The sequence below is a fragment of the Kushneria indalinina DSM 14324 genome (assembly GCF_003385845.1).
In the GTDB taxonomy this organism is placed as follows: Bacteria; Pseudomonadota; Gammaproteobacteria; order Pseudomonadales; family Halomonadaceae; genus Kushneria; species Kushneria indalinina.
Genome location: NZ_QRDJ01000006.1, coordinates 1,022,889 through 1,039,463 on the forward strand (window position 1 = coordinate 1,022,889; position 16,575 = coordinate 1,039,463).

Here is a 16,575-nt window from a genome sequence, read left to right on the forward strand (position 1 = left end):
GGATTACTGGAACTGGCGGAGAAAGCGCAGATCGTTGTCGAAGAAAAGACGCAGGTCATTGACGCCGTATCGCAGCATCGCCAGACGCTCGACACCCATGCCAAAGGCAAAACCGCTATAGCGCTGCGAATCTATACCCACATGAGCAAACACATTGGGGTGCACCATGCCGCAACCCATCACTTCGAGCCAGCCGGTATGAGAGCAGACACGACACCCCTTGCCACCGCAGTTGACGCACTGGATATCGACTTCTGCCGAAGGCTCGGTAAACGGGAAATAGGAGGGGCGAAAACGCACATCGAGCCGATCACGCTCAAAGAAAGCTTTCAAAAAGGCCTCAATGGTGCCCTTTAAATCGGCAAAACTGACGTTTTCGTCAACAAACAGCCCTTCTATCTGGTGAAACATGGGGCTGTGGGTGAGGTCGGAATCATTACGGTACACGCGGCCTGAACACACCAGACGCACCGGAGGCTCCTGGTGCTCCATGGTGCGAATCTGTACCGGAGACGTATGTGTGCGCAGAACATGGCGCGCATCAAAATAGAAGGTGTCATGCATGGCGCGGGCAGGATGATGTGCCGGTATATTCAACGCCTCGAAGTTATGATAGTCGTCCTCTATTTCAGGGCCTTCCGCGATGTCATAACCAATATTGGCAAAACACTGCTCAATGCGACGCAGCGTCTGGGTAATGGGATGAAGACCACCCGAGGTTTCCCGCCGACCCGGCAGAGTCACATCTACCTTTTGCGCCGCAAGCCTTGCCGCCATGGCGCTTTCTTCCAGCGTCGTCCTTTTGGCTTCCAGAGCAGTCTCAATCTGCTGTCTCGCCTGATTGATCACTTCTCCGGCTGCAGGTCGCTCCTCCGCTGGTAATTTTCCCAATCCTTTCAACAGGGCCGTCACTTCACCCTTCTTGCCCAGGTAGCGGACACGAATATCTTCCAGTGCCCTGATATCTTCGGCAGCGTCAATGGCGTCGACTGCCGTCGCTACTACTGTGGAGAGATGCTCCATCCGTCTTGCTCCATGAAAAACGGCAGATTGCAGATACCAGGAAAGCTCTGCACGTTGATCCTGTTATCAGGGATCTGACGATAAATTGTTGCCACACAAAAAAACAAGGGAAGAGCGACGGCTCTTCCCTTGTAGCACTTCGGCAGGTGATATCAAATCACCCGTACCATCAGGCAGCCTTGGCTTGCTCGACGATAGAACCGAAAGCCTGCTTTTCGTGAACGGCCAGATCAGCAAGGATCTTGCGGTCGATCTCGATACCGGCCTTTTTCAGACCGTTGATGAAGCGGCTATAGGACATGCCGTGAGTGCGGGCCGCAGCGTTGATACGTGCAATCCAAAGTGCACGGAACTGACGCTTGCGCTGACGGCGGTCACGGTAGGCATACTGGCCTGCCTTGATCACTGCCTGCTTGGCAACACGGAAAGTACGCGAACGAGCACCGTAGTACCCTTTTGCCTGCTTCAAAATCTTCTTGTGACGGCGACGAGCGACGACACCACGCTTTACACGAGCCATGAAAACCTCCTGACTTCAGTTGTTAAAATCGACTTAGATATAAGGGAGCATGCGCTCGATCAAACGACGATCGGCATCATGGATCTGCTTCATACCGCGCAGCTGACGCTTACGCTTGGTCGACTTCTTGGTCAGGATATGGCTGCGGAAGGACTGCTTGTGCTTAAAGCCCTTGGCAGTGCGCTTGAAGCGCTTGGCCGCACCGCTGTTGCTCTTGATTTTCGGCATGAGAATAACTCCGCGCGATATTTTTTAGAAAACCCGAGGCCAGCGTGCCGCGTCATCGCAGATCTCCTGCGATAGCATCGGCACGCTCGTTAAACTGCCCGCGGATCACTTTTTCCTGGGGGCCAGCATCATGATCATTTGCCGGCCTTCCATCTTCGGACGCGATTCTACAACAGCAAGGTCATCCAAGTCATGTTCTACACGCTCCATGAGCTTGCGTCCGATATCCTGGTGCGCCATTTCGCGACCACGAAAGCGCAATGTGACCTTGCCCTTATCGCCTTCCTCAAGGAAACGAGTCAAATTCTTGAGCTTGACCTGATAATCACCTTCATCAGTGGCAGGCCGAAATTTGACTTCCTTGATCTGGATCTGCTTTTGCTTCTTCTTCTGAGCAGACTTCTGCTTTTTCAGTTCGAACTGATGCTTGCCGTAATCCATGATCTTGCAAACGATCGGATCGGCATTGGATATCTGCACGAGATCAAGCCCAGCCTCTTCAGCCTTGGCAAGCGCCTCATTCATGGGCACAACACCCAGCTGCTCGCCCTCGCTATCGATAAGCCGAACTTCATCCGCACGAATGCGGTCATTTATGGGTGCGCGCTTTTCCTGAGGGCGCCCACGTTGGTTATTTCGCTTGATCGTCAAGTCTCCATTGCTGAAAAGAAATGCTGCTATCTACGTTCGGTATCAAGTCTGGCAAGAAACTCGGAAACTGTCATGGTTCCCAGATCCTCACCAGTCCGCGTTCTGACAGCAACGCTATCTGACTCCACTTCCTTATCGCCGATGACCAGCAGATAAGGCACCTTCTGGAGCGTATGCTCACGAATTTTAAAACCGATCTTCTCATTCCTCAAGTCCGACTTGACACGAAGGCCGGCTTGTTGCAATCGCTCGGTCAGCGCCGTGGCATAGGACGCCTGTGCATCGGTAATATTGAGCACCACGACCTGCTCCGGCGCGAGCCACAAGGGCAACGCTCCTGCATGATGCTCCAGCAGGATACCGATGAAACGCTCGAATGATCCGATGATGGCACGGTGAAGCATTACCGGTGTATGGCGATTGCCATCTTCACCCACATATTGCGCCCCAAGGCGGCCGGGCATCATGAAATCGATCTGCATGGTACCTACCTGCCACTCACGGCCCAGGCAGTCCCGCATATGATACTCGATCTTGGGACCATAGAAGGCACCTTCACCCGGCAGTTCCTGCCACTGGACATCACAGGCCTTGAGCGCAGCACGCAGCGCGCCTTCAGCCTTGTCCCACTCTTCATCAGTGCCAATACGCTTTTCGGGACGCAGAGCAATCTTGACGTCGATATCGTTGAAACCGAAGTCTTCGTAGACCTTGAGCGCCTGACGATGAAAATCGGTGACTTCCGGTTCGATCTGACGCTCAGTGCAGAAGACGTGACCATCATCCTGAGTAAAGGCGCGCACTCGCATAATGCCATGCAGGGCACCTGAAGGTTCATTGCGATGACACCCGCCGAACTCTCCGTAGCGAATGGGCATTTCACGGTAGCTGTGAAGACCGGAATTGAACACCTGAACATGTCCCGGACAGTTCATCGGTTTGAGCGCGTACTCACGCTTTTCCGATTCGGTAAAGAACATGTTTTCCGAATAGTTATCCCAGTGACCGGACTTCTTCCAGAGACTAACGTCCATGACCTGAGGACAACGGATCTCCTGATAGCCGCCGTCGTGATAAACACGGCGCATGTATTGCTCGACCGCCTGCCAGATGGCCCATCCACGTGGGTGCCAGAAGACCATACCCGGTGACTCTTCCTGCTGATGGAAGAGATTGAGCTGACGCGCAAGCTTGCGGTGGTCGCGCTTTTCGGCTTCTTCAATCCGTTTGATGTAGGCATTCAACTGCTTCTTGTCTGCCCAGGCCGTACCATAGATGCGAGTCAACATGGTATTAGAGGCATCGCCACGCCAGTAGGCGCCGGCCAGCTTCAGAAGCTTGAAGGACTTTAGATGCCGTGTGTTGGGAACATGGGGTCCCCGGCACATGTCCGTATATTCCTTGTGGTGATACAGCCGTATGGTCTCACCCTCGGGAATACGAGAAACAATATCCTGCTTGTAGGGTTCGTCTCTTGCGACAAAAGCTTTCAGCGCCTGATCGCGATCGACGTACTCCCTTGAGACGTCATAACCTTCGTCGATCAGTGCACGCATGCGCTTTTCGATATTTTCAAGATCATCACTTGAAATGGACTGGCCGAAATCAATGTCGTAATAAAAGCCTTCATTGATGACAGGGCCAATGGCCATTTTGGCATCGGGATAAAGCTGTTTAACGGCATGCCCAATCAGGTGTGCACAGGAGTGGCGAATGATCTCGAGCCCCTCCTCATCCTTTGCAGTCACGATGGCAACTGCTGCGTCATGATCAACAACATCGGCCGTATCCACCAGTTGCCCATCAATTTTGCCGGCTATGGCAGCCTTGGCCAGACCGGCACCAATGGACTCGGCGATTGCCATTATGGACACGGGAGATTCAAATTGACGCTGGCTACCGTCAGGAAGCGTGACGACGGGCATAGGTTATCCTTCCTTGTTTCAGTGGTGACCGCTACCAGGAGTCACTTGAAGTATTACATTGTCAGCACAGCGCAGGGAATGCGCCATGGAACTGGCAGGCGTGGGGCAAGTTATCAAGCCGAAACGCAAACTAGCAAAGAGTGGTGAATGGCGTCCAGTCAATACATATAAATCGTAAAGACAGCCGGCCTCTGCTCGGGGAATATTGATATAAAAAGAGGGCGCCGAAGCGCCCTCTTTTATCAGATGGCAATCAGTAAAATTTACTGATTGTTACCACCATTCTGGCCAGTACGATCCATTACCTGACCATTTTCACCCAGCGGATGAACTTCAGTACGACGGTTCTCTGCGCGGCCTTCAGCTGTGTCGTTGCTGGCTACCGGACGCTCTTCACCGAAGCCGAGGGCTTCCATGCGGTCAGAGGAGACACCCTGAGAAGCCAGGTATTCACGGACAGAGTCCGCACGACGCTGGGACAGATCCTTGTTGTAGGAAGCGCTACCAACGGAGTCGGTGTGGCCTTCCAGACGGACACGAACCTGTTCGTTGCTGTTCAGCTTCTCGGCAACATCATTCAGGGTCTGTTCGGCATTGGAGGTCAGCTGTGCGGAATCAAACTCGAAGTTGACATCGCGCAGTACCAGCGCAGCCGGGCAGCCCAGTGCGTTGACCTGAGTGCCAGCCGGAGTGTTCGGGCACTGGTCCTGATAGTCCGGCACGCCGTCACCATCGGAGTCCAGCGGGCAGCCGCGTGAATCAACCTCTACACCAGCCGGGGTACCCGGGCACTGGTCAAGGTAATCCGGCACGCCATCACCATCGGTATCGATCGGGCAGCCCTTGGCATCAACGGCAACGCCGGCCGGTGTATTCGGGCACTCATCGCGAGAATCCGGTACGCCGTCGTTGTCAGAGTCCAGTTCACGGCTATCGCCACCAGAGCAAAGCAGAGCAGCTGCTGTTGCACCGGCAGTCGCGCCGATGGCGGCACCAGTTTCTTCATCGTCATTGCTGCTGACACCGTAACCGAGGCCACCACCGATCAGGCCACCAGCCAGACCGCAGACGAAAGGAGAAGAGTACCAGGAATCACCGCTGGAAGAAGCACCAGAAGATTGTTGACCTGAGCTGGCGCAGCCGGCGAGACCCATTACGAGAGCAGATCCCAGCAGCAAGCCAGTTGTTGATTTATTCATGCAAGACTCCTTCTTTTTTGCAACGCTAGGGCAACGATGTTGTTACTAAGCGGTTCCGAGTATAGGCAACGCCAACACCACTAGAAAGTTTTTCTTCTACTGAAAAGAAAAGCATATCAAGCGCATTGGAACCAGCTTGTGACCACCCTGCTTTGGTCTCTCGGAACCACCACACGCTGCCATGATGAAAAACGCGTCACTGGCAATCCATTGTGACGTATTCGAACACTGTTTTCGCACTGAAAGCGCTGAAAGTCAAACCCTGTTTATTGCATTGATTAAATTTCAGGTTAATTGCTTCGAACTTCAAAAAAACAGTTCTTCTTGAAAGCACACTTCATTATTAATGCATTGCAACATGATCAGTCCGCCTGATCAGCTTACGAGCCGCCTGAAGAATATCCGCCTCATGCTTGTCGACGACCTGCAGCCGATGTTGATCTTCCTGCATTCTTTCACGTGCGGTCAGCGTGGAGCGCGCCTGATGCGTATGTAAATGGGCAGTGTTGTCACTGACGAGCGCAATCACCGCGAGCTCTTCATCTTCCCACCAGCCGGCATCAAGGATATCGATGATGACACGGGCACGCAGACATCCCTCTGCAAGATCCATCTGCCCCTCCTGCATGGCACGCCCTATGACATTAAGATTGGACAGACACTGATACTCGGCCTGCGCCTGCTCTTCTTCCTGACGTTGCCTGCGACGACGCAATTCGCGAGACATACGCCAGATAACTGCCAGCAGGACGCCAACAATCACAAGCGCCATGCCTAAAAGTGACATTGCCCAGATTTGTGACACGGTATACATCACTCCTTTAAGCATGGGTTCGATAAAAACCCTATGGAAACGGTTCCAGCTTGACCAAATCCCGCAAACAGCAGCCCCAAAGGAGGCAACACTCGCTATCTGCCAGCTTGTTCAGTGCCAAGCGCCCTGAAAGCGGCAATCAGCTTTTTTTGTTGCTGCTCATGGGAGTAGTTTCTGGCCAGGGTAGACAGCTCCCTGCTCAACGCATCACGTCTGGCGCCGTCTTCAAGAAGTGCATGAGCACCTCGCGCCCACCCCTGAACATCCATGGCATCCAGCACGAGCTCAGGATAGCGGTCTTCCAAAAGCTCTGCACAACCGACACCCGAGGAAAGCATCACCGGCGTTCCACACGCCATGGCTTCCAGCGCGACGCGACCAAACTCTTCGATGTAGGCAGGCAGCATAAAAATATCCAGCGCACCGTAAAGCCTTTCCACATCACTCACGGTTGAGCGCCAGACAAACCGCTCGGCAACCCCGAGTGTGTCAGCCATATGCTGCCAGGGTGAAGCATCATCCTTGCCGACGACAAGAAAGCGACAGCGACTCGGCATCAATTCATCCAGCTCAGCCGCCAGCTTCACAAAACCTTCCACGTTACGCTTTTTAAAGTTGCCGGAAGTTACCAGCCCTATCAGAAATTCCCCGGGGGCGGCACCCAACGACCGACGAGCCTCCTCTCTGTCGGCGCGAGCCCGCTCCGGATAGAACTGCTCGGGGTCATAGCCGGGATAGCTGATATCGATCTTGTCAGGAGCAATGTCATAACGGGCCGTCAGATCATTACCCATCATTTTTGAATTGACGGCCACGCGGCGAAAGCGCTTTCCATTGAGCACATGGTCATGGATGGCGGCAACTTCATGATGCTCGGGTAGTGCCCGGCCATGGATGGCCTGGCTTGCCAGATGCACGCAGTTATGCAGATATACGACATCAGGCGTTTCCACATCGCCATGGCTTACCAGCAGAGCTGGCGAATGTCGGCGTGTCCATGACTGCACACGGCTGTTGAACCAGAAACGCCGACGGGCACCCTTGAAAGGCCAGCGTCGGGTCTTGACCAACCGCGCGCCGGCACGCGCTACCAGATCGGAATTGCCTCGCTCGGCGATGATCACCACCTCATAGCCCAGCGCGATCAGTGCCGATGTCTGCTCGAGGGCATTTCGACTGGCCCCTGTACTTTTCTCTACCTGGCGAATGGCGATGGCGGCCAGAGGTTTTGCATGTTCTGTCATTCAAAAAGCGCCCAAACAGCAGTATCAGCGAACGTGTTTTCACTGGCAGCAATCAACATTCAAAACGCCGAAATCTGCGTCGGTGCCCTGATGCCAGCCCCGGCCACCTCCCAGGGGGGCATCGTGACCGTTCGCGCATCATACCATCATGAAACCCTGCCCGAGCCCTTCGGGCCCGGAGTCTGGCTATCAGCTCACGATGCTCGCATCCGATTCACGAAGGCGTCTAATCACTGTAACCGTTGGGGTTTTTCTGTTGCCAGCGCCAGGTGTCCGCCATCATTTTTTCGAGGTCAAACTCGGCACTCCAGCCAAGCACTTTTTCGGCATGCGCCGGGTCGGCGTAACAGCGTGCAATGTCTCCTGCGCGACGTGGGTGAAACTCATACGCCACCTTCCGATCGCTGGCCTTTTCAAAAGCCTGCACAACCTCAAGAACGCTGTACCCCTTACCTGTGCCAAGGTTGAAGGTATGTACCCCATCATGGCGAGACAGATAATCAAGCGCCATTAGATGACCCTTCGCCAGGTCCGTGACATGGATGTAGTCACGGACGCCAGTCCCATCGCTGGTATCATAATCATTGCCGAATACTGACAGTACTTCTCGGCGACCGATAGCCACCTGGCTGACAAAGGGCACCAGATTATTGGGTATCCCGTTGGGATCTTCTCCAATCATGCCACTATCGTGCGCCCCTACCGGATTAAAATATCGCAGCACGGAAATACGCCATTGCGGATCGGAGACGGCAAGATCGTGAAGAATCTCTTCGACCATCAACTTGGAGCGGCCGTAGGGGTTGGTAGCCGCAGTAGGAAAGTCTTCCTGAATGGGCACTGATTCGGGATCGCCATAGACAGTCGCTGAAGAGCTGAAAACGATCGTTTTCACACCGGCGCGTGACATGGCCCCACAGAGCACCAGCGTGCCGTTGACGTTGTTATCGAAATAGGCAAGTGGCTTTTGAACGCTTTCACCCACGGCCTTGAGACCGGCAAAGTGAATGACCGAGTCAATATCGTTATGCTCGAAGATATCATCCAGCAGTGCCGCATCACGGATGTCGCCTTCCACCCAGCGCACCTCCCTGCCGGTCAGCGTACCGACTCTCTCCAGAGACTTCTGGTTGGCATTACAGAAATTATCCAGTACCAGTACGTCCTGTCCCGCTTCAAGCAGCGCCAGAACCGTATGCGACCCGATATAACCTGCACCTCCGGTGACAAGAATCATTTGCCTCCCCCTGTGTATTGAGTAGATAAAACGGCTGAATGAACACTGCCCCGGAAGGTTCATCAGTGTTCATGGTCGACGAAAGGCGAAAATACAATCGTCTTATATTTCATTATAAACATGAATAAAGTCGAGGATTTATGCTGATCCATCGTTTGCCTGTACTTTCACTCAACTTCTGATACCGAGAACAAATAATGCCTGATACGACGACGGATACCGATAAGCCATCCTCGGGCAAGGCACCTGTCATTGGTCTATGGCTAGGGTTGGCATGGATTGTAATGGTGCTTGTCGTGCCAGCGCCGGAAGGCATGTCAGGCAGTGCCTGGCACTGCATTGGCCTGGCGCTTTTGATGGCCACCTGGTGGTCGACCGAAGCGATTCCAATACCGGCCACCTCCCTGCTACCCATTATCCTCGCACCTGCCATGGGCATCGGTAGTCTCAAGGAAGTTACCTCAGCCTACGCCGATCCCATTATTTTCCTGTTTCTGGGTGGTTTTTTATTGGGCCTTGCCATGCAGCGCTGGAACCTCCATCGCCGCATTGCACTGCGCACCCTGATTGTTGTGGGATCCGACCCTAAAAGACAGATTGGGGGTTTCATGCTGGCGACAGGGTTTATCAGCATGTGGGTTTCCAACACCGCAACGGCCATCATGATGTTGCCTATCGGCACCTCGGTGATTGCCCTTCTTTCCACCAGCAATGAAGGCGAAGTACGTCGGTATGCCACAACGCTTCTGTTGGCGATTGCCTATTCCGCCAGCATTGGTGGCGTGGCCACCCTGATAGGTACTCCGCCCAATGCGCTGCTGGCCGGCTATCTCTCCAATAACCAGAACATTGATATTGGTTTTGCACAATGGATGGTGGTAGGCCTGCCAGTCTCGATTGCCATGATGCTTCTGGCATGGTGGTGGCTGACCAGACAGGGCTTCAATCTTGAGCAGAGTGAAGCCGACGGCAACCTTTTAAAGGAAGAGCTTGGCAAGCTTGGTGATATGAGCACTGCAGAAAAGCGGGTTGGCATCGCCTTTCTTGTGGCAGCTCTTGCCTGGATGACTCGCCCGCTTCTCAACAACCTTGGCCTTGACTGGCTCAGCGATACCACCATTGCCATGACAGTAGGCGTCGGACTTTTCCTGATGCCTTCAGGGAGCAGCAAAAAAGACAAGCTCATGGACTGGGAAAGCTCGGCGTCGCTCCCCTGGGGTGTATTGCTGCTGTTCGGCGGGGGGCTGGCGCTGGCAGGCATTATTCAAAGCTCAGGGCTCGCTGCCTGGATTGCCGAGCAGCTTTCGCTTTTCTCGATCTTCCCCCTGGTCGGCCTGATTGCCATTGTCGTTTTGGTCATCATTTTTCTGACGGAAGTCACTTCCAATACGGCAACCGCTGCCGCCTTTTTGCCCCTGCTGGGCGCACTGGCCATTTCCCTGGGGCTTTCGCCACTGCTGATTACTGTCCCCGCCGCCATCGCCGCCAGCTGCGCCTTCATGATGCCTGTCGCAACACCGCCCAACGCCATCGTGTTTGCAACCGGGCAGATGAAAATTCAGTCCATGATCCGCGCCGGATTGTTCCTCAACCTTGCCGGCACAGTGATCATTACGCTGCTGGTTTATACCCTGGTTTCCCTGCTCTGGTAATACTCTTCCTTGCAAACCGAAAAGGCCGTCTGCTGCCAGCAGACGGCTTTTTCACGACTGGATTTCAGAGTCTTCTTGCTTCATTTCAGATGCAACGAACAGACCCCGTCTCAGGTAACGAACAGGAAGCCCTTTATAATCAAGGCATTGGCAATATCAATAAGGAACCCGCCAACGACCGGTACAATAATAAATGCCAGCCGGGAAGGCCCGAATCGCTCGGTGACCGCCTGCATATTGGCAATGGCCGTCGGTGTCGCCCCCATGGCAAAACCGCAGTTGCCCGCCACCAGAACCGCGGCATCATAACCGCCGCCCATCACCCTGAAGGTCACCTGCGTGGTATAGAAAAAGACCAGTGCGACCTGCACCACCAGGATGACCAGCATCGGCAGTGCAAGGTTGGCCAGGTCCCACAGCTTGAGATTCATCAGCGCCAGCGCCAGAAATACGGAAAGCGCCACATTACCGACCGTGTTATTGGCATCATCATTGACATGGTAGAGACGGCTGATGCGCAGAAAATTGCCGATAAGAACACAGGAAAACAGGACCCATACGAATGTCGGCAGGCTGAAGGGCGTATTTTCAAGCACCCCATGCAGGAAGGTGCCTGCAACAAGCCCCGCAAAAAGACAGCACAATACGCGAATCATGCTGCCGACATCGGTTCTTTCATCCTTGCCCGTCAGGTCAGCAACATCCTCCTGATCATCGCTTTCCATAACGAGCCCCTTTCTTTTGGCGCGTCGGATCAAAAATGACGCCGTAGGTCCGCCGATCAGGGAACCAAATACCAGCCCGAACGTTGCCGCTGCCATTGCCAGCGCCATGGCGCTTTCCACACCATAATTATTGGTAAACACCTCGGCCCATGCCGCACCGGTGCCATGTCCGCCGGACATGGTGATGGATCCGCCCAGCAGCCCCATGACAGGTGACAACCCGAACAGGGTGGCGATGCCGACCCCTACAATGTTTTGCAGAACCAGTAGCCCCACCACAAGCGCGAAGAAAATCAGCAGCCTTGAACCACCGGCCCGAATCAGCCCGAAGTTGGCAGAAAGGCCGACCGAGGCGAAAAAGATCAGCATGAAGGGTTCCTGAAGCCCGTCAAAGAAGTTGATTTCGATCCCAAAGGCGCGCAGCGCTGTGACAACAAGCGTTGCGATAAGCCCCCCTACTACGGGTACCGGTATATTGAATTCGCGTAAAAATCGCACGCGTTTGACACATTGCTGGCCAATCACCAGCACCACGATGGCGATAAATAACGTCGTTATGGGACCGGGCGTCATAATGAATCCTGTAAGTTATTGATGTAATACACTGCAACGCCAGAAAGGCAGCCCCGAGTATAAGTCATCAGGCCCGCCCGAACCCAACGTGGCCGGCGTCCGCTGATGCTTTCCCGGCATCACCTTTCCTGAAGAGAGCTTCTACACCAGGCGTTCGACCGAAATTATCCTCGACACAAAAGAACGAATCCCAATCAAGCACTACTTTTGTCCAATGCCCTATAAAAACCGAGGTTGCAATGGGTGAGAACAACGAGGCCCCCCCGCCATGAGCGCTCGAATTGGGCTTTGGGCAGGCCCGCTATGGATAGTGGCAACGCTACTGATGCCGCCCCCGGGCGACATGGCTCAGAAAGCCTGGCGCTGTGCCGGACTTGCGCTACTGATGGACACCTGGTGGGCCACGCAAGCCTTGCCGCTGGCCATGAACAGCATCGCTGCCCATTTTCATGGCACCAGCACTGGGCATTGCTTCCCTTGATGACGCGGTACCTGCCTATGCTGACCCCGTTACTTTCCTGTTCCTGGGCGGCTTTCTTCTCGGCCTATCCATGCAGCGCTGGGATCTACACAAGCGCATTGCTCTCAAGATCATGCTGGTCATGGGGCAAAACCCCGCCGCCAGATTGCCGGATTCATGATTGCCACCGGCTTTTTAAGCATGTGGGTGTCCAATACCGCCACGGCCGTCATGATGCCGATCGCCACGCCTCCCAATGTCATCGTCTTTGCCTCCGGACAACTGCGTATTACCGACATGATTTGAAAGGGGCTCTTTCTGAATCTGGTCAGCACGCTGGTCATTACCGGGCTGTGCTATGTCATCGTGGCCTTTTTTTGGTAGAGCTTCTCCAGTTCGGGATGGCCGATCGTTCACGAGCCTTGCCACCCTTTGACCATCACTGGCTTATAAAAAAGGATCGCCGCTTGCGCGGCGATCCTTTTGAGTAACTCACTTCATACTGCGTATCAGCGATTCCTCCCCTCAGAACGTTTCCCACTCGTCGGCATCGCTGGTCGTTGCTGGCGCCTTGACACTCTGACCCTTGGCCGGCGTCTTGAGCTCGGCAGCCGGCTTGCGTGCCGGTGATGCCGGTGATGCCGGTGAACGTGTCGAAGCAGCAGGTGCCGGCGACTTGTGACTGACCGGTTTTTCCATCACACGACTGGCCACCGGCACTGGCGCACGCCCTTTTGTACCGCCATGGGAGACCTTGAAGAAGGCTACCTGTTCACGCAGCACACGAGCACTCTGCTCCATCGAGCGGCTGGCCGCGGCGGCCTCTTCCACCAGCGCGGCGTTCTGCTGAGTCACGCTGTCCATCTGCGAGATCGCCTGGTTGACCTGATCGATACCGGTAGACTGCTCGCGGCTGGCTGCGGCAATTTCGGCGACGATGTCGGTCATCTTGTTGATGCTCTCGACGATACCGCCCAGCGTCTGCCCCGAGCGATTCACCAGCTCGGAGCCGTTGGCCACCTTGGTGACGCTGTCGTTGACCAGCGTCTTGATCTCGCGAGCAGCGTCAGCACTGCGGCTCGACAGCGTGCGAACTTCGCTGGCCACCACCGCAAAACCACGTCCCTGTTCGCCGGCACGCGCGGCTTCTACCGCGGCGTTGAGCGCCAGCAGATTGGTCTGGAAGGCGATCGAGTCGATCAGTCCCACAATCTCGGCAATTTTCTGGCTTGAGGTGCTGATTTCATTCATGGCCAGCGTGGTCTGCTCAACCACCTGGCTGCCCTCACGTGCCTGCTGGCGTACGTTCAGCGCCAGCTGATTGGCCTGGGCGGCGTTGTCGGCATTCTGCTTGACGGTCGAGGTCATCTCTTCCATCGACGCAGCCGTTTCTTCAAGGCTGGCCGCCTGCTCCTGAGTACGACGCGACAGATCATCGTTGCCCGACGCGATCTGGCTGGAAGCAGAACCCACCGATTCAGCGTTAACGCGGACATCGTTGACCACATGAGACAGCTGCTTCTGCATCGCCCCGAGGCTGTGCAGCAGGGTAGAGAATTCGTCGCGGCCCTTCGACTCGATATGGTTGTCCAGCTCGCCCTGGGCGATGGATTCAGACACTTCGCTGGCACGCTTGAGTGGCGCCATGATGCCGCGAATCAGGAACCAGGCGATAGCGACCATCAAGCCTAGTGCCAAAACAATGGCCGCAATGATGACCCCCATGGACTGCGAGGCACTTGCCAGACCATTGTTATAGGAAAGCTCTGACTGCTGGGCATTGATTTTCAGGAGGCTTTCAAGCTCTGTAGACAGGCTTTCAAAGTTATCGCGCGTCTGCTGAATGGCGGGAGTAAGTCCAAACTCTCCCTGACTCATATCGCTGTTTACCTGTTGGTACAACGCCCAATAGGTCGTCAGCAGAGGCCCGAGCCTATCAGCAACCGCCCTTTCTGCCGGCGAAGTCACCTGAGTCGTACTGTAAGTCTGCCAGAGTCGATCTGTTGGGATCTTGTACTGCTGCTCATAATTGCTTACCAGTGTCGCGCCAGTCTGCGGATTTCTGTCTGCACGCACCTTGAAAGAGTCTATCCGAGACCAATTAATATTTTTTCTAATGCTTGCCAGATTTTGCATGGGCAAAACGTTGGTCTTGTACACCGATTCCAGACTATCGTTGCTGCGCTGCATGCCGAACATGCCGGCAGCGCCAATAATGACCATGAAGATGCCCATGACAACCATGGTCGCCACAAGCTTGTACTTCACACTGCGATTCAGGCCGAACATGCTGACCACTCCCAAGATAATGTAATGGAGCGGCCTGAAGGGCCGCGTGTGGCTTATAACGGCCGGAGCGAAGGCTTCTGAAGTACGTCTGCCCCCCTGATAAAAATAAAGCCGCCCCAGTGGGCGGCTCTTGTCAGCTGTTAACATCATGAACGTTTAAAAAGTTGCCCACTCGTCGGTGTTTTCAACCTCGCGTTTTGGGACGGGTGTCGCTTTTTTCTCGGCCATGACCGGTCTTTTCAAGGCACTTTGCGGCGCCTCATGTTCGCTTTTCGAGTGTGTGGTCGAGACTGGTGCAAGAGCACGTGCTGACCCCTTCTGACCGACCTTGAAAAAGGCCACCTGCTCACGCAGCACTCGAGCACTGTGCTCCATCGAGCGGCTGGCCGCGGCGGCCTCTTCCACCAGTGCGGCGTTCTGCTGGGTCACGCTGTCCATCTGCGAAATCGCCTGATTGACCTGGTCGATACCGGTAGACTGCTCGCGGCTGGCCGCGGCAATCTCGGCCACGATGTCGGTCATCCTGTTGATGCTCTCGACAATGCCCCCCAGCGTCTGTCCAGAGCGCGTCACCAGCTCGGCGCCGTTGGCCACCTTGCTGACGCTATCGTCTACCAACGTCTTGATCTCGCGCGCCGCTTCGGCACTGCGGCTCGAGAGCGTACGAACCTCGCTGGCCACCACGGCAAAGCCGCGTCCCTGTTCGCCGGCACGGGCGGCTTCCACCGCCGCGTTAAGCGCCAGCAGATTGGTCTGAAAGGCGATGGAGTCGATCAGTCCCACGATCTCGGCAATCTTCTGGCTGGAGGTGCTGATCTCATTCATGGCCAGCGTGGTCTGATCGACCACCTGACTGCCGTCACGGGCCTGCTGACGCACGTTGAGCGCCAGCTGATTGGCCTGGGCGGCGTTGTCGGCATTCTGCTTGACGGTCGAGGTCATCTCTTCCATTGAAGCAGCGGTCTCCTCGAGACTGGCGGCCTGCTCCTGGGTGCGCCGCGACAGATCATCATTGCCCGACGCGATCTGGCTGGAAGCAGAACCCACCGACTCGGTGTTGACCCGCACGTCATTGACCACGTGCGCCAGCTGCTGCTGCATGGCCCCCAGACTCTGAAGCAGGGTGGCAAACTCATCACCCCCCTTCGCCTCGATGTGGTTATCAAGCTCACCCTGAGCAATGCTGCCGGCCACCTCATTGGCCCGATTGAGCGGTACCATGATGCCGCGAATCAGGAGCCATGCCGCACCTGCCATCAGTACAAAGGAGCCCAACAAAACACTGACAATTGTAAAAAATGAAGTTTCCGAGCTTACGGTGCTTGCAGAAAAAGAGGTTTCAGCCTGATCGACATTGATGGTAATGGCACTCCCTATGTTGTTGGCAATATTATGGAAAGTGTCACGAAACTGAACCATGTCACCCGGCGTCGGGAAATTGCCGTTGGCCATGTTGCGTAACAGACGCTCATAGTCCTGCCAGTAAGCCGCCAGTGCAGGCGTCGCGGCCTCGACAATGGATTGCTCCTCAGCCGATGTAACAAGGCCGGAGGTATAGGTCTGCCAACTCGTATTGATGCGGTTCTTGAACTCATCGTCATAGCGGTCAAGAAATGCTCTGGCAGTATCAGGACTCTCGTTGATCTGAACAATCATGAACTCAACGCGAGAAGCGTAAAGATTGGCACGCATGCCCGCCAGCATCTGCATGGGAATAACATTGGTGTTGTAGACACCTTCAAAGTTTTTGCTGGAGTCTTTCATGCCAATAATACCCACAATGCCAACCACCAGCATCAGCAAGGCTGTAATGGTCATGGTGGCAATCAATTTGTATCTGACACTGCGGTTAAGGCCGAGCATGATAGGATTCTCCTGACAGGGAAGTATGGTCCAGCATCTTTAATTCCTATCGACGCGATAAAAAGTTCCCTTGATGCCAGGTTATGCATAAATACTTATGTAAATACAGTTCCTGATAGCTTTGGAAACATCGTCAAAGGGCGCTAGCGCCTGAGTGACAGAACCCACTACA

General features: G+C 54.8%; 15 protein-coding genes. 3 read left to right on the plus strand and 12 right to left on the minus strand.

The window, feature by feature from the left end; genetic code table 11:
* Positions 1–3 precede the first annotated feature (3 nt).
* The 9 genes from pheS to galE form a co-directional block, all read right to left on the minus strand.
* On the minus strand, positions 4–1,023 hold the full coding sequence (gene pheS, locus C8D72_RS04775) for a phenylalanine--tRNA ligase subunit alpha (RefSeq protein WP_115853213.1): 1,020 nt from the start codon (positions 1,021–1,023) through the stop codon (positions 4–6).
* 169 nt (positions 1,024–1,192) lie between these two features.
* Positions 1,193–1,543 carry a 50S ribosomal protein L20 gene (rplT, locus tag C8D72_RS04780; RefSeq protein WP_086622909.1) on the minus strand — a complete coding sequence of 117 codons (351 nt, stop codon included), beginning with the start codon at positions 1,541–1,543 and terminating at the stop codon, positions 1,193–1,195.
* Positions 1,544–1,576: 33 nt separating this feature from the next.
* Entirely contained in the window at positions 1,577–1,771 is a 195-nt protein-coding gene (gene rpmI, locus C8D72_RS04785; protein WP_086622910.1) for a 50S ribosomal protein L35, read from the minus strand.
* A gap of 105 nt (positions 1,772–1,876) precedes the next feature.
* Positions 1,877–2,422 carry a translation initiation factor IF-3 gene (gene infC / locus C8D72_RS04790; protein ID WP_115853214.1) on the minus strand — a complete coding sequence of 182 codons (546 nt, stop codon included), beginning with the start codon at positions 2,420–2,422 and terminating at the stop codon, positions 1,877–1,879.
* A gap of 26 nt (positions 2,423–2,448) precedes the next feature.
* The gene (thrS, locus tag C8D72_RS04795; RefSeq protein ID WP_115853215.1) at positions 2,449–4,347 is read right to left on the minus strand and encodes a threonine--tRNA ligase; all 1,899 of its coding nucleotides are present in this window, start codon (positions 4,345–4,347) and stop codon (positions 2,449–2,451) included.
* Positions 4,348–4,610: 263 nt separating this feature from the next.
* Complete coding sequence (locus C8D72_RS04800) at positions 4,611–5,546, minus strand: OmpA family protein (RefSeq protein ID WP_115853216.1); 936 nt, start codon at positions 5,544–5,546, stop codon at positions 4,611–4,613.
* A 343-nt stretch (positions 5,547–5,889) separates the two neighbouring features.
* On the minus strand, positions 5,890–6,351 hold the full coding sequence (locus C8D72_RS04805) for a DUF2489 domain-containing protein (protein WP_170140500.1): 462 nt from the start codon (positions 6,349–6,351) through the stop codon (positions 5,890–5,892).
* 104 nt (positions 6,352–6,455) lie between these two features.
* A complete protein-coding gene (locus C8D72_RS04810) occupies positions 6,456–7,604 on the minus strand; it encodes a glycosyltransferase family 4 protein (protein ID WP_115853218.1) in 1,149 nt (382 codons plus the stop codon).
* A 226-nt stretch (positions 7,605–7,830) separates the two neighbouring features.
* Positions 7,831–8,841, minus strand: coding sequence for a UDP-glucose 4-epimerase GalE (gene galE / locus C8D72_RS04815; RefSeq protein WP_115853219.1), 1,011 nt, complete (start codon positions 8,839–8,841; stop codon positions 7,831–7,833).
* 197 nt (positions 8,842–9,038) lie between these two features.
* On the opposite strand from galE, the gene C8D72_RS04820 reads away from it, so the two are divergent.
* Positions 9,039–10,493, plus strand: a complete 1,455-nt coding sequence (locus tag C8D72_RS04820; protein ID WP_115853220.1) for an SLC13 family permease — start codon at positions 9,039–9,041, stop codon at positions 10,491–10,493.
* A 110-nt stretch (positions 10,494–10,603) separates the two neighbouring features.
* Here C8D72_RS04820 and gltS read toward each other — a convergent pair whose 3' ends face one another.
* Complete coding sequence (gene gltS / locus C8D72_RS04825; protein ID WP_115853221.1) at positions 10,604–11,791, minus strand: sodium/glutamate symporter; 1,188 nt, start codon at positions 11,789–11,791, stop codon at positions 10,604–10,606.
* Positions 11,792–12,240: 449 nt separating this feature from the next.
* Between gltS and C8D72_RS17630 the strand changes: the two genes are divergently transcribed.
* A complete protein-coding gene (locus C8D72_RS17630; protein ID WP_245955147.1) occupies positions 12,241–12,432 on the plus strand; it encodes an SLC13 family permease in 192 nt (63 codons plus the stop codon).
* On the plus strand, positions 12,429–12,557 hold the full coding sequence (locus C8D72_RS17725; RefSeq protein ID WP_281271599.1) for a hypothetical protein: 129 nt from the start codon (positions 12,429–12,431) through the stop codon (positions 12,555–12,557). Before C8D72_RS17630 ends, C8D72_RS17725 begins: the two co-directional genes overlap by 4 nt.
* Before the next feature lie 219 nt (positions 12,558–12,776).
* On the opposite strand, the gene C8D72_RS04835 is transcribed toward C8D72_RS17725, so the two are convergent.
* Together C8D72_RS04835 and C8D72_RS04840 are read right to left on the minus strand one after the other, a co-directional pair.
* The gene (locus C8D72_RS04835) at positions 12,777–14,690 is read right to left on the minus strand and encodes a methyl-accepting chemotaxis protein (RefSeq protein ID WP_115853222.1); all 1,914 of its coding nucleotides are present in this window, start codon (positions 14,688–14,690) and stop codon (positions 12,777–12,779) included.
* Positions 14,691–14,696: 6 nt separating this feature from the next.
* Entirely contained in the window at positions 14,697–16,403 is a 1,707-nt protein-coding gene (locus tag C8D72_RS04840) for a methyl-accepting chemotaxis protein (RefSeq protein ID WP_281271600.1), read from the minus strand.
* Between the last annotated feature and the right edge of the window lie 172 nt (positions 16,404–16,575).

What these genes read in the sequence shown, in the direction of transcription:
- pheS (WP_115853213.1), bottom strand. Translation starts at nt 1,023, where the DNA reads ATGGAGCATCTCTCCACAGTAGTAGCGACGGCAGTCGACGCCATTGAC.
- rplT (WP_086622909.1), bottom strand. Translation starts at nt 1,543, where the DNA reads ATGGCTCGTGTAAAGCGTGGTGTCGTCGCTCGTCGCCGTCACAAGAAG.
- rpmI (WP_086622910.1), bottom strand. Translation starts at nt 1,771, where the DNA reads ATGCCGAAAATCAAGAGCAACAGCGGTGCGGCCAAGCGCTTCAAGCGC.
- thrS (WP_115853215.1), bottom strand. Translation starts at nt 4,347, where the DNA reads ATGCCCGTCGTCACGCTTCCTGACGGTAGCCAGCGTCAATTTGAATCT.
- C8D72_RS04800 (WP_115853216.1), bottom strand. Translation starts at nt 5,546, where the DNA reads ATGAATAAATCAACAACTGGCTTGCTGCTGGGATCTGCTCTCGTAATG.
- C8D72_RS04810 (WP_115853218.1), bottom strand. Translation starts at nt 7,604, where the DNA reads ATGACAGAACATGCAAAACCTCTGGCCGCCATCGCCATTCGCCAGGTA.
- galE (WP_115853219.1), bottom strand. Translation starts at nt 8,841, where the DNA reads ATGATTCTTGTCACCGGAGGTGCAGGTTATATCGGGTCGCATACGGTT.
- C8D72_RS04820 (WP_115853220.1), top strand. Translation starts at nt 9,039, where the DNA reads ATGCCTGATACGACGACGGATACCGATAAGCCATCCTCGGGCAAGGCA.
- gltS (WP_115853221.1), bottom strand. Translation starts at nt 11,791, where the DNA reads ATGACGCCCGGTCCCATAACGACGTTATTTATCGCCATCGTGGTGCTG.
- C8D72_RS17630 (WP_245955147.1), top strand. Translation starts at nt 12,241, where the DNA reads ATGGCACCAGCACTGGGCATTGCTTCCCTTGATGACGCGGTACCTGCC.
- C8D72_RS17725 (WP_281271599.1), top strand. Translation starts at nt 12,429, where the DNA reads ATGATTGCCACCGGCTTTTTAAGCATGTGGGTGTCCAATACCGCCACG.
- C8D72_RS04835 (WP_115853222.1), bottom strand. Translation starts at nt 14,690, where the DNA reads ATGATGTTAACAGCTGACAAGAGCCGCCCACTGGGGCGGCTTTATTTT.
- C8D72_RS04840 (WP_281271600.1), bottom strand. Translation starts at nt 16,403, where the DNA reads ATGCTCGGCCTTAACCGCAGTGTCAGATACAAATTGATTGCCACCATG.